General features: G+C 74.1%; 15 protein-coding genes. 8 read left to right on the top strand and 7 right to left on the bottom strand.

Translation table 11 applies throughout. The features are described 5' to 3' along the window. Positions 1 to 607 precede the first annotated feature (607 nt). On the top strand, positions 608 to 1,303 hold the full coding sequence (locus ACI784_RS24815; protein WP_456925415.1) for an ANTAR domain-containing protein: 696 nt from the start codon (positions 608 to 610) through the stop codon (positions 1,301 to 1,303). Positions 1,304 to 1,400: 97 nt separating this feature from the next. Here ACI784_RS24815 and ACI784_RS24810 read toward each other — a convergent pair whose 3' ends face one another. The 5 genes from ACI784_RS24810 to ACI784_RS24790 form a co-directional block, all read right to left on the bottom strand. After that, positions 1,401 to 2,006: a dihydrofolate reductase family protein gene (locus ACI784_RS24810; protein WP_457015290.1), complete on the bottom strand. Its 606-nt coding sequence runs from the start codon at positions 2,004 to 2,006 to the stop codon at positions 1,401 to 1,403. Positions 2,007 to 2,176: 170 nt separating this feature from the next. Then, a complete protein-coding gene (locus ACI784_RS24805; protein WP_457015289.1) occupies positions 2,177 to 2,392 on the bottom strand; it encodes a hypothetical protein in 216 nt (71 codons plus the stop codon). A gap of 603 nt (positions 2,393 to 2,995) precedes the next feature. Then, positions 2,996 to 3,967 (bottom strand): helix-turn-helix transcriptional regulator, encoded by a 972-nt coding sequence (locus ACI784_RS24800; RefSeq protein WP_457015288.1) that lies wholly within the window; start codon positions 3,965 to 3,967, stop codon positions 2,996 to 2,998. 30 nt (positions 3,968 to 3,997) lie between these two features. Then, on the bottom strand, positions 3,998 to 4,960 hold the full coding sequence (locus ACI784_RS24795) for an AraC family transcriptional regulator (protein WP_457015287.1): 963 nt from the start codon (positions 4,958 to 4,960) through the stop codon (positions 3,998 to 4,000). 215 nt (positions 4,961 to 5,175) lie between these two features. Next, positions 5,176 to 5,856, bottom strand: a complete 681-nt coding sequence (locus ACI784_RS24790) for a hypothetical protein (RefSeq protein WP_457015286.1) — start codon at positions 5,854 to 5,856, stop codon at positions 5,176 to 5,178. 341 nt (positions 5,857 to 6,197) lie between these two features. Between ACI784_RS24790 and ACI784_RS24785 the strand changes: the two genes are divergently transcribed. Beyond that, positions 6,198 to 6,539 carry a YciI family protein gene (locus ACI784_RS24785; RefSeq protein ID WP_457015285.1) on the top strand — a complete coding sequence of 114 codons (342 nt, stop codon included), beginning with the start codon at positions 6,198 to 6,200 and terminating at the stop codon, positions 6,537 to 6,539. Positions 6,540 to 6,725: 186 nt separating this feature from the next. Beyond that, positions 6,726 to 7,295, top strand: a complete 570-nt coding sequence (locus ACI784_RS24780; RefSeq protein WP_456925407.1) for a TasA family protein — start codon at positions 6,726 to 6,728, stop codon at positions 7,293 to 7,295. Between the two features lie 39 nt (positions 7,296 to 7,334). Here the strand turns inward: ACI784_RS24780 and ACI784_RS24775 are convergent, their stop codons facing one another. Further along, the gene (locus ACI784_RS24775; RefSeq protein ID WP_456925406.1) at positions 7,335 to 7,460 is read right to left on the bottom strand and encodes a hypothetical protein; all 126 of its coding nucleotides are present in this window, start codon (positions 7,458 to 7,460) and stop codon (positions 7,335 to 7,337) included. Positions 7,461 to 7,821: 361 nt separating this feature from the next. Here ACI784_RS24775 and ACI784_RS24770 point away from each other — a divergent pair, with 361 nt between their 5' ends. Then, a complete protein-coding gene (locus ACI784_RS24770) occupies positions 7,822 to 8,439 on the top strand; it encodes a hypothetical protein (RefSeq protein WP_457015284.1) in 618 nt (205 codons plus the stop codon). After that, positions 8,420 to 8,686: a hypothetical protein gene (locus ACI784_RS24765; RefSeq protein ID WP_457015283.1), complete on the top strand. Its 267-nt coding sequence runs from the start codon at positions 8,420 to 8,422 to the stop codon at positions 8,684 to 8,686. Before ACI784_RS24770 ends, ACI784_RS24765 begins: the two co-directional genes overlap by 20 nt. 17 nt (positions 8,687 to 8,703) lie before the next feature. Here ACI784_RS24765 and ACI784_RS24760 read toward each other — a convergent pair whose 3' ends face one another. Continuing rightward, positions 8,704 to 8,997, bottom strand: a complete 294-nt coding sequence (locus ACI784_RS24760; RefSeq protein WP_456925403.1) for a flagellar FlbD family protein — start codon at positions 8,995 to 8,997, stop codon at positions 8,704 to 8,706. 180 nt (positions 8,998 to 9,177) lie between these two features. Here ACI784_RS24760 and ACI784_RS24755 point away from each other — a divergent pair, with 180 nt between their 5' ends. From ACI784_RS24755 to ACI784_RS24745, 3 genes are all read left to right on the top strand, one after another. Next, complete coding sequence (locus tag ACI784_RS24755) at positions 9,178 to 9,960, top strand: isocitrate lyase/PEP mutase family protein (RefSeq protein WP_457015282.1); 783 nt, start codon at positions 9,178 to 9,180, stop codon at positions 9,958 to 9,960. Positions 9,961 to 9,965: 5 nt separating this feature from the next. Further along, the gene (locus tag ACI784_RS24750; RefSeq protein WP_457015281.1) at positions 9,966 to 10,478 is read left to right on the top strand and encodes a class I SAM-dependent methyltransferase; all 513 of its coding nucleotides are present in this window, start codon (positions 9,966 to 9,968) and stop codon (positions 10,476 to 10,478) included. A 139-nt stretch (positions 10,479 to 10,617) separates the two neighbouring features. Further along, positions 10,618 to 11,316 (top strand): response regulator, encoded by a 699-nt coding sequence (locus ACI784_RS24745; RefSeq protein ID WP_456925400.1) that lies wholly within the window; start codon positions 10,618 to 10,620, stop codon positions 11,314 to 11,316. The last annotated feature ends 105 nt before the right edge of the window (positions 11,317 to 11,421 follow it).

Below are 11,421 nucleotides of genomic sequence, written 5' to 3'. Positions count from 1 at the left end.
ACCGCCGCCGCGCCGAGGGCAGGACCGACCGCGAGATCACACGCTGCCTCAAGCGCTACATCGCCCGCGAGCTCTACCGACGCCTCGAAACCCCACCCTCAGCCCTTGACGCGGCATAGGAGCGTCCGTCACGCTCGTGGTCGGAACCACGACGGCTGATCGGCCGCGGTACTGGCGCCCTGACCGGTGCGCCGGTCGGGCCGAGGTCTGCCGGCCGACCGCACCTGTCCCTCACGGTGAGGCGCCGAGGGACAGCCGGCGGCTCGTCACGGGGGAAGCAGCCCGCCGGGCCGGTCCCTCCTCTGGACCTGTCCCTGCTCGGCTGATGGCCTCCGCGCTCGCTCGGCCCGTGCGCGAGCCGCCGAACGGCTGCTCGGTGAGGCGCGTAGGCTCGTCCGGACGCCGGGTTCAGCACCTGGGCGTCCCTGTTGCGTCAGGCAGTGGCGTAGCGCAGATGCGGAGCCCAGCTCGGGGTTCGCCGCCGAGGTCGCACCCCCGGTATCAACCAGACCGGAGGCCCGCGGTGGCCCGCAGCGAGAACCGGAGATCCACGGAAGCCGCCGAGGCACTGGAGCACCTGGGCCAGAGGTCCCTGCGGGAACTCTCCATGGACAGCCTGCTGCAGTCGATGGCCGACCTCACCAAGCGCGTCATGCCGGGGGACTCCGAGGCGTCGGTCACCTTGCTGATCGAGGGCGAGCCGAGCACCGTCGTCGACACCGGGCCACTGGCCCTCGGTCTCGATGAAGTCCAGTACGACCGCGGGGACGGGCCGTGCCTGCACACCGCCCGCAGCGGCGTGCTGGTCGAGATCGGCGACACGCGCACGGAGAGCCGATGGGTGGACTATGCGCGGTACGTCGCCGAACGCGGCGTCCTCAGTGTGCTGGCCGTTCCGCTGATCATCACGGGGGAGGAGCAGGTCGCGGGCTCGCTGAACATCTACGCCCGGACGCCGGACGCCTTCGACGAGGCCAGTCGGGCGGTGGCCACCGGATTCGCCCCCTACGCGGCAGTCGCGGCCGGCACCGTCCAGGCGTACCGCAGGGCCCGGGAGGCGGCCGACAACCTCCAGATCGCGCTCGAGACCCGGGCGGTCATCGAGCAGGCCAAGGGCATCCTGATCGAGCGCCACAAGATGACCCCCGACCAGGCGTTCCAAGCCCTGGCGACCGTCTCGATGAGCAGGAACGTCAAGGTGCGGAACATCGCCGAGCACCTGGTCCTCACCGGCGAACTGCCACTCGTCCGGACCCGGTCCTCGCGATCCACTGCCCAGGCGATCCACGAGCGAGACGACTAGCGAGTCCTCGCCGGCCCCATGCAGCCGCGGCGGCCACCAGCCGGTCGACCGCCGTCCGTACTCCGGGCGGCCGTCCGGACCGGCGGACGGGGCGACGTCACGCAGGGGCGCCGAGCGGCGGGTGCTCGAGCACGCGGGGCTTGTACTCGACCAGCTGGATGCGGCCGTCGAAGGTGCGGTGCTCGATCATCTCGAGGGCGACGTCCGGATAGCCGTCGTAGATGCGTTCTGCGCCCGTGGCCCCGGTGATCACGGGGAACATCCCGACCCGGAAGCGGTCGACGAGTCCGGCTCTCAGCAGGGACCGGCACAGGCTGAGGCTGCCGATCGTGCTGAGGAGCCCCGTGCCGTTCTCCTTCATGGCGCGCACCGCCTCGACGGCGTCGCCGCGGACGAGCGTGGAGTTGGCCCACGTCAGTGGCTCCTCGAGTGAGGAGGAGAACACCACCTTGGACGCCCGCGTGAGCTCGTCGACGGACGCCTCTTCCTCGGGCCTGAACTCCTCTTGGCCATCCGGCACCTCGCCGGCGGCGAAGCCCGACATCAGGCGGTAGGTGTTCGCTCCCATCAGGTAGGTGACCTCGGGCTGCTCGCCGAGCCATGCGAGGTACTCCGGGCCCTCGAGGCCCCAGAACCCGGGCCAACCCTCTGCCGATGCGTAGCCGTCGAGGGAGGTGATGAAGTCGACGAGAAGCTCCGACATGGCCGGTCCTTTCCTCGGGTGTCACGAGCGTGGACCGGCCGGGAGCCACGAAGTCATCGGCCGAGCTGCCGGGTGACCCGCCGTCGGGGCCGGCCTGGCGGTGGTGCCCTCGAGGGGCCCACTGAGGACGCCCGGTGCGCTTCGCCGGCCGGTCACCGTCGGAACAGCGCTCAAGCGGTTGGCGGAGCCGTTCCCTCCCGCAGCAACCGGATCAAGCGGGCGTCCGTCTCCGGGGTGAGCTCCGGCACGGTGACCGGCCCGTCATGGCCCGCGCGATCACTCAGCCACCGGGCGAACGTCATCAGCACCTCATCCCGCTCGAGCGACTCGCGCGCGATCCGCGCCCGCTCGGCTCGGTCGCCGTCGGTGCACCACCGGATCGTCACGGCTCGAGACTGCACCCGCCAGGTGCGGCCGGACAGCTGCCCCTGAAGCCACCTCCCGGGCGAGCCGGCCGGTGTCCGAGCGGCCCACTCGGACATGCGTCGGTGCGCCGATGCTGCTGTCGTGACCTCGAAGCCGACGACGCTGCGATCGTCGCGGCGGGAGGTGGCCAGGCTGCAGCTTCGCCTTCAGGCGAGTCTGCAGGGTGACCGTTCGCCTGCGGTCTAGCCGGCCTGAGGACGGCCGGTCACGCTCATGCCGTGACGGTGTTGCCGGAGCAGTCGCCGGCGGAGCAGCGCGTCGCGGCCCTGCGCGCGTCGGTCGCGGCGATCCGGGACGCCGCGGCGACCGTGGAACTCGTGGCGTTGAGCTACGACGACGTCGCGGCCGTCGCGGACGCCGCCGGCGCCACCGACCCGTGCGGGCCGCAGCGTGACCGGGCGGCGTGGGCGCGCACCCGGGCCGACGCCCAACGGCGCCTGGCGCTGCGGATGTGGGCGCGGGCCGCCGCGTTCGAGTCCGCCGCGCGCCGAGGCCGGCGCCTGCCGGCAGCGGGCGGAGGGTTTGCGCCGGCAGGTGGAGGCCCGTCGGCTGCGTGCCGCCGATCAGGTGCGCAGGGTGCGGCTGGGCAGCACGCCGTAGGCGGCGCGGTAGCGCTCGGTGAACCGGCTGGGCGTGAAGCCCCAGCGGGCGGCGACGGCGGTCACGGTGACCCCGTCGCCGGGGGTGGCGTCGCGTAGCTGCCGGTGCGCCTGGGCCAGCCGCACCTGGCGCAGGTAGGCGGTCGGGGTGGTGTCCAGGTGCCGGCGGAAGGCCAGCTGCACCGCGCGCGGGGTGACGTAGGCGGCCCGGGCGATGTCGGCCAGACCGATCTCGCGATCGCAGTTGGACTCGATGAACGTGATCGCGCGCCGGAGCGTGCCGGGATGGCCGTCGGTGCGATCGGCCGGAGCGGGCGGCGGCAGCAAGGTGTTAGGGAAGACCGCCAGGGCGGTGGCGGCCAGCAGCCGCGCGGCCGGCCCGATCAGCAGCGGGGAGGCGGCGGTCTCGGGCTCGGCGAGCAGGTCGTCGACCAGGTGGCTGGTCGCCCGCCATCGTGCAGCGCCGCCGGCGGTCGGCGCCAGGGACAGGAACTGCGCCGGCGCGGCGGGTGCTGTCCCGGCCACGTCCGCGAGCAGGTCCTGGGACAGCGTGACGGCGTGGATGTGGGCCTCCTGGGAGCGGCTCACACCCTCGACGCCGGGATGGTTGCCGACGCAGACGTCGCCGGGGCCGAAACGGTCGCTGCTCTTGCCGTGGTCGAGCCGCAGGCTGCCTGCGAGCAGGGTGTCGATCACCAGCTCGTCGCGTCTGACCATGTCAAAGGTCAGATCGGCGGGAAGGCGGGCGACTGCGGAGCTGAACGATCCCGCGTCGAGCCGGTTCAGACTCACCTGCCAGCTGGTCTCGGCAGCGGTGCGCACCTGCAGTCGTCCGCCGTAGGCCTGGTCGAGGAAGTCCCGGGCCTCGACCGGGTCCGAGGTGGCGAAGTCGATGCGCCGCGGCGCTGTGACGGGCGGGGCGGTCTCGGTGGTCATGACCCTCTCCTCGGGGCGGGCGCGGTGGTGTCAGGTGCGCAGGGTGTGGGCGGGGGTCACCCCGTAGGCGGCGCGGTAGGCGGCGGCGAACCGGTCCGGCTTGGCGAACCCCCAGCGCAGCGCGATCACCGCCACGGTGTCCCCGGCGGTGGAGTCGGCGGCCTGCAACTCCCGGTGCGCGCCTTCCAGCCGCACCCGCCGCACGTAGCCCATCGGGGCCAGCCCGAGGTGGCGGGCGAAGGCCAGCTGCAGCGCCCGCGGGCCGACCCCGGCGGCGCGGGCGATGTCGCTGACGGTGATCGGCAGCGAGGCGTGCGCGTCGACGAACGCCACCGCCCGGCGCACCACCGCCGGCGCCACCGCGCCGGCCTCGGGCAGGTAGCCCGACGTCATCGTGGTGTTCGGGAACGCCGTCAGCGCGGCCGCCGCCATCAGGTCGGCCAGCTGCGCGGCGACCAGCGGCTCGGCCAGCCCGCTGCCGGGGTCGGCCATCTGCTGGTGCACGAACCGCATCAGCCCCAACCACGTGCGGCGCATCGGCTCGGACACCGGGCGCAGCCTGTCGAACCGGACCTCGGCGCCGGGCATCCCCAGCCGCTCCTCGGCCACCCGCTCGATCACCGCCAACGGCAGCCGCACGATGCCCACGTCCACGTCGTCCCACTCGTTCGTGAACGGCACGCCGGTCGGGCACCGGAACACCACGCCCGGTCGCGTGGTGACCTGCTCCCGGCCCGCCACGTACCGGCACCCACCGCTCACCGGACTGGCCACCACCAGGTCGCTCAGCGGAGCGACCGCGCAGCGCAGGCCCGCGGTGAACCGCAGCCGGTCCGCGGTCAGGTCACCGGCCGTCCCCGACCGGAGCTCGCAGGTGAACGACCCGCGGACGCCGGAGAACGCGAGCGGGCGCTCCGAGCGGTAGAGATCGGCGAGCACGGCCTGGGCGACATCCGGCTCCCGGAGGGACAGCTCGACGACCTCGACCGGCACGACGCGCCTCCGGTGTGCGCGTTCCCGGGGCCGTGGCTCAGCCGCCGCCGGCAGCGCCGGCCCCGCCGACCGTAGCCGCCGACACCCGCCGTGCGAAGCCCCTCGCCCAGTAGCGCAGTCGGCGCCTCTTCCAGCACCACTCGACCGTGCGGGGCGCGCCAGGTGGACGTTCCCGCGGCAACGTCTCGCTCAGTCGGCGCGGGTCGCGCTGCGCCTCACGTCGACCGCTGAGCTTCCTGTGCTGCTTCCGCCGCCCCACGCGGCCCCGGCAGTCCGGTGCCGGCTGCCGGCGGCGAGTACAGGAGGGGCCGCCGCAGGTCGATGAAGTCAGGTGGCTCCGGGCTGAGGGCCATCAGCTCCTCCATGACCGCCTGCACCTCCGGCGGGGCCTCCTTGCTCTCGCCCTCGCGGGCCTCCGCCTCGGAGGTGAAGTAGATGACCTGGGCCCACCGGTCCGGCTCGTAGGTCATCATCACGCTGCCGAGGACATCGGGGCGGAAGCCCGCCATGTCCTCGGTGGACATCCGGGCGACGAGCTCCTTGGCCCGTTCCCTGTCCGTCACCCGGCCCTGCATCACCTGCACGAACCCGGCCCGGTCCGGGTCCCCGGTCAGGTCGACCTGGACGTCATCGCTGTCGGCGAAGGTCACCTCGCCGTCGAAGAGTCGCTGCGTCTCCTCCCACCACCGGGACTGCTCCGGCCGCTGCGAGTTGCGGGCCGCGGCCTCGGCCGACTCGAAGCGGGCCACGGCGACGAACCGGCCGTCGTCGGCGACCCCGATCGTGCTGCCGAGCCAGCCGACCGAGCCGGGCTGCAGCTCCTGCATCCACTTGTCCAGCGCTGTCCGCACCGCCTCGGCGTCCGACGTCCTGCCCTGGATGAGCTGAGCGAACATGGCGAGTCTCCCGCCGCCGTCGTCGGCCCCCGTGGGAAGGCCGACGCTAGGCCCGCGCAGCGGTCGGGGGAACAGGGCCGGCGCGGTCCGTACGGGATCCGACGGCACGTCGCGACGGTCAGGCGCCGGGCTCACCCTCGGAGTCCGGCAGGGAGGACGCCGCCTCTGCGCCGGACGGCGACAGGGCCCACCTCCCGGCGACAGCGGTCGACGACCACCTCAGCGAGCGGGCTCCACCGATGAGTTCCGGCGGCGCACGGGGTCATGCGCTCGTGAGCGCGGCCGGACGGGCCGCCGCCACGACCTGGCAGTCGCGGTGCCCCGGATCGAGGAGTCGCCAGATGCAGCGGTACCTGATCTCGTTAGATGACGGCTCGATGGGCCACATCCCGGCCGAGGACCTGCCTGAGGTGGGGGATGCCGCGCGCGCGGTGGCCGAGCACGCCGAGGACGCTGGTGTCTGGATCTCCGGCGGCGGCATCGAGCGCCAGCAGGCGACCCTCGTCGGCACCGACGGGGCGATCACGGACGGACCGGTCCCGGAGACGAAGGCCGTCATCGGGGGGTTCGCGATCATCGAGGTGTCGTCGCGGGCGGAGGCGCTGGACTGGGCGGCTCGCTTCGCCCGCAGCTGCCGATGCACCCAGGAGGTCCGGGAGATCGGGTACGACCCGGACTCCTGAGAGCAGGTGCGGGCACAGGAGGGCCGTGATCGACATCGCACCCGTGTACCTGGTTCAAGGTCAGGGGCGGGCGTGCCGATACGGAACTGACCGCACGACCTGTAGGACACCATCGGGAGATCCGGCATGAGGTTGAGACGCCGCGCTGCCACTCGCCGCACCAGGACCGCCACGGTCATCGGGGCGGTGGGTGCGATCGGAACGGCTGCGGCCGTGGCCGGCCTCGCGACGTTCGGCGCCTTCAACGACCGCGCGTCCGTCGCCACCACGGTCCAGTCCGGGGAGCTCAACATCGACATCGGCGCTCCTGGCGGTCTGGCGAACACCGTCCCGGTGAGCACCGCCGGTTTCATCCCCGGGAGCTCGCTGACGCGCGCGCTCAACCTCGACAACACCGGCACGGTGGCCCTGTCCTCGCTGAACCTCGCCACCACCGCCACCCCGACGAGCGCGTTGGTCACCGACAAGGTCAACGGCCTCCAACTGACCCTGGAGCAGTGCTCGAGGCGGTGGACGCGCAGCGGGACCGACGACATGCCGACCTACACCTGCGAGCAGACACAGCGCACCCTCTACTCGGGCCCCGTGATCAGCACCGCGGCGCTGCCCGCGCCGAACAGCCTCCGGCCGGGCAGCACGGACAACCTGGTCTTCACGATCTCCCTCCCCACCACCGCCGGCAGCCACATGCAGGGCCTGACCGCCACCGTCAACCTCGGGTTCAGCGGCGTCCAGGCCGCCGGTCGCGCACGCTGAGCCGGCGACTTCCTCCGGGAGCCGGCTCCGCGGCCGTGTTCAGCCGGTGGGGTCGTCGGCCACCAGGCGCAGCCCGCGCCGGTGCGGCCGGGCCTGGCGCAGCGGGGTCGCGCCGCCCGCGCCGTCCGGCTCGACGCCGCCGCGCAGGCGCAGGCGGAGCAGCACGGCGTCGTCCTGCAGCGGCCGGTCGCCGGCGACAGAACAGCGCGAAGGACAACGCGGAGCCCGCGGCGTAGGTGACCGCGACGGTGGCGACCAGCCGCCACGTGGGGGGACGGCGTGGGGGATTCGCGGAATGGCTCGGGCTCGTCATCGGGAGCTCCGCTGGTCGAGGCCTCCCACCACCGTCACGCGGTCTCGTGACCGCCTCAGCATGGCGTGCGCCGGACGTCGGCGTTCCCGTCCGCCCGGCTCCGGTTCTTGCGGGAGGCTTGCGGATCCGCGGCGGGAGACCTGCGGTGCGGGGCCCAGAGTCGGTGCTGTCGACGGGGAGCCCGTCGCCCGAGACCGTGCGAGGAGACCCCCCGTGAGGACCACTTCCCACCCCGCGCCGACCCGCCGGAACGGCGCGCGCATCACCGGCTCGATCGGCGTCGTCGCCGCGGCAGCGGCCGTCGCCGGGCTGGGCACCTTCGGCGCCTTCACCGACAGCACCACGCCGGTGCTGACCCAGGTGGACACCGGGGTGCTGTCGATCGCGCTGTCCGAGGCGGCGGAGGAGGCGACCGTCCCGTTCGTCAGCGGCGGCTGGGTGCCCGGGGACCGCTCGCAGTCGGTCATGGACCTGGTGAACGACGGCACGGTGGCGATGTCCTCGGTCTCGCTGGCGGTCCGCGCGACCGCGTCCAGCGTGCTGGACGGCGACGTGCGGGACGGGCTGCAGCTGCTGCTCGAGTCCTGCTCGTCGCCGTGGGACGCGGTGGGGGACTCCTACACCTGCGCCGGTGAGGTCGACACCTTCTACGCCGGCCCGATCGTCATGGACGAGGAGCTGGACGGCGCCGCGAGCCTCGCCTCCGGCGGGGTCGACCACCTGCGGGCGACCGTGACACTGCCCGACTCGGCCGGCAACGGCTTCCAGGACGCGTCCAGCGCGTTCGAGCTCGTCTTCTCGGGGGTGCAGCGTGACGGCGTCGACCGCTGACCGCGCCGTCGCCGAGGCGGTGACCTGGCACTCCGCGGCGATCGCGCTCCCGTACCCCGACGTCCGCAGCGCCCTCGCCGGCCTGCGCGCCGAGATCCGGGAGGAGGCCGAGCGCACCGGGGGCGGGGTGCCGGACTGGACCACGGCGGTGCTCGTCGGCCCCGTCCCGCTGACCGAGAGCGGCGGCCGCTGGTTCGACTACATCCTGTCGGTGGCCTGCCGTCCCGGGGTCCCGACGGCGGGGTGACCCGCCCGCGCGGGGAGTCAGGACCGCCGGACGGGGACCGCCGGAGCAGGCCCGTGGGCCTCGGGCGCCACGGGGGTGCGCCCGAGGCCCATCGGGTCGGGGTCCTCCCCGCGGTCGAGCACGTAGCAGGCGGCGATCACGCCGGCGCGGTCCTCGCGGACCCGCGCGATGATCTGGTCGATCGTCTCCAGCACGCAGAAGCGGACCCCGTCGGTCAGGTGGACGACCGTGTCCGGGTGCGCCTCGACCCGCTCGATGGAGTCGGGGTCGAGGCGGCAGTACTCGCCGGTGCGGCGGGTGAGACCGATCATCGCGGTCCTCCTGCTGGGCGGGGCATCGGGCCCCGGCGGCGCCCTCTGTCTCGGGCGTCCTCTCCGTCGTCCTGCGGCCCGGGAGCCTTGAGTCCTCTCGCAGGCCCGACCCCCAAGGGGTGAGGCGTTCCCGCGGGAACGCCACCCACCGCCGGCGCGTGACCACCTAGGTTCGGCGCCGTGCCCGATCTCGCCGCTCGCGCCCGCACCCTGCTCGACCTGCACACCGCGCCGGAGATCCTGGTGCTCGTCAACGTCTGGGACGTCGTCTCCGCGACGGTGGTCGCGCGGACGCCCGGGGTCACGGCCCTGGCCACGGCCAGTCACTCGATCGCCGCGACGTTCGGCTACGAGGACGGCGAGCGCATCCCGCTCGACCTGCACCTCGACATGGTCGGCCGCATCGCCGCGGCGGTCGACCTCCCGGTGAGCATGGACATGGAGGCCGGCTACGGCGACCCGGGGGAGACCGCCCGCCGGGCGATCGCGCTCGGCGTCGTCGGCGGCAACCTCGAGGACGCGTGCCGGCCGCTGGACGAGTCGGTGACCGCCGTCGAGGCCGTCCTCGCCGCGGGACGTGCCGCGGGTGTCGACTTCGTGCTCAACGCCCGCACCGACGTCCTCCTGCGCGCGGCTCCGGACGCCGACCGGAGGGAGCTCGTACAGGAGGCGGTGCGCCGCGGACGCGCCTACCTCGACGCCGGGGCGCAGGTGGTCTTCGTGCCCGGGGTGGTCGACCGGGCGGAGATCGCCGCGCTGGTCGACGGACTGGGTCCGGGCCGCCTGTCAGTGCTCGCCGTCCCCCAGGCGTCCCTGTCGGTGCGGGCGCTGCAGGAGCTGGGTGTGGCCCGGGTGTCCACCGGCCCCAACCCGCAGCGGGTGGCGCTCACGGCACTGCAGGACTGCGCCACCGACCTCGTCGGCGGGGGCGTGCTGCCGCCGGGCACCCGCCGGCTGAACTGATGCCGGTGGCGGGCGCGTCGGAACGGCTGGCGTGGACCGCGGCCGTCGTCGCACCGACGGCGGGGCAGCGGGTGTTGGAGGTCGGCTGCGGGCACGGCGTGCTCGTCGCGCTGCTGGCCGAGCGGGGCGCCGAGGTGCTCGCGGTCGACCGGTCGCCGACCATGGTCGCCGCGGCCGCCCGCCGGAACCGGGCCGCCGTCGACGCCGGCCGGGTGGGGCTGGTGGCGGCGCCGGTCCACGACGCCGAGCTCGGCAGCGAGCCGTTCGACCTCGTCGTGTCGTTCAACGTCCGCGCGTTCTGGGACGCCGGGGCGTCCCGGACGTGGGAGGTCGTCGACCGGGTGCTCGCCGCGGAGGGCCGGGTCGTCGTCGCCTTCTCGGTGATGTCCGCGGGGGCGGAGGAGCCGGTGGTCGACGCGGTGACCCGGCTGGGCGCCGGCCGGGGGCTGGCGGTCCACGCCGTCCACCGCGGCCGGACGGCGCCGACGGAGTCCGTGGCCGTGGAGCTCCGGCGGTGACCGTTCCCTGACTGGCGCCTCATCCCTTGGGGGGAGGCGCTCACCGGCAGCTCAAGGCCCCTCCGGGCGCTGCCGATCACCCGCTCAGGTGACGGGAGTGCCGTCACCGGAGGACGTTGGTCGAGCGGAGGGGGACGTCGTGGCCGAGCAGTCCGTGCTCGTCGTCGAGGACACCCAGGAGATCCGGGAACTGGTCTGCACGGTCCTGCGCAAGGCCGGCATGGACGTCCGCGGGGTGGGGTCCGGTGCCGAGGCCATGGTCGAGATCCGGCGCGCGGCGCCCGACGTCGTCGTCCTGGACCTCGGCCTGCCCGACGCCGACGGCACCGAGGTGTGCCGGCAGATCCGCGCCGAGAGCCAGTGCTACGTCCTCATGCTCACCGCGCGCGCCGAGGAGGTCGACCTGCTGATCGGCCTGGCCGTCGGCGCCGACGGGTACATGGCCAAGCCCTTCTCGCCCCGGGAGCTGGTCGCCCGCGTGCAGGCCATGCTGCGGCGGCCGCGCGTCCCCGAGCCGCGACCGGCCCCGGTCGAGGAGTCGGTGCTCAAGCTGGCCGAGCTCGAGGTCGACGAGGACAGCCGCGAGGTCCGCGTCGACGGAACCGTGGTCGACCTGACCCGCACCGAGTTCGACCTGCTCGCCGCCCTGGCCTCGCGCCCCGGCCGGGTGCTGCAGCGGGAGACCCTGCTGCGCGAGGTCTGGCAGACCGATTGGGAGGGCAGCGTCCGCCTGGTCGAGGCGCACATGTCCAACCTCCGCCGGAAGCTGCAGGCCGCGGGCCTGTCCTCCCCGGAGATCCGCACCGTGCGGGGGGTCGGCTACCGCCTGGTGGCCTGACGCCTGAAAGGCACACACGACGGCGGGGGCGGGCCGGGGTCGGTGGGGGGGCGCCGGGGGGGGTGGGGGGGGGGGGATGGCGGGCGGGGGGGTCCCACAACCGCG

It is taken from the genome of Geodermatophilus sp. SYSU D01186, from assembly GCF_054050215.1.
Note: the sequence above shows the minus strand (reverse complement) of the source record. Positions and strands in the feature narration are given on the sequence as shown.

Excerpts from the sequence above, each read along its gene's own strand:
- ACI784_RS24815 (WP_456925415.1), top strand. The coding sequence starts at position 608 with ATGGACAGCCTGCTGCAGTCGATGGCCGACCTCACCAAGCGCGTCATG.
- ACI784_RS24810 (WP_457015290.1), bottom strand. The coding sequence starts at position 2,006 with ATGTCGGAGCTTCTCGTCGACTTCATCACCTCCCTCGACGGCTACGCA.
- ACI784_RS24800 (WP_457015288.1), bottom strand. The coding sequence starts at position 3,967 with ATGACCACCGAGACCGCCCCGCCCGTCACAGCGCCGCGGCGCATCGAC.
- ACI784_RS24790 (WP_457015286.1), bottom strand. The coding sequence starts at position 5,856 with ATGTTCGCTCAGCTCATCCAGGGCAGGACGTCGGACGCCGAGGCGGTG.
- ACI784_RS24785 (WP_457015285.1), top strand. The coding sequence starts at position 6,198 with ATGCAGCGGTACCTGATCTCGTTAGATGACGGCTCGATGGGCCACATC.
- ACI784_RS24760 (WP_456925403.1), bottom strand. The coding sequence starts at position 8,997 with ATGATCGGTCTCACCCGCCGCACCGGCGAGTACTGCCGCCTCGACCCC.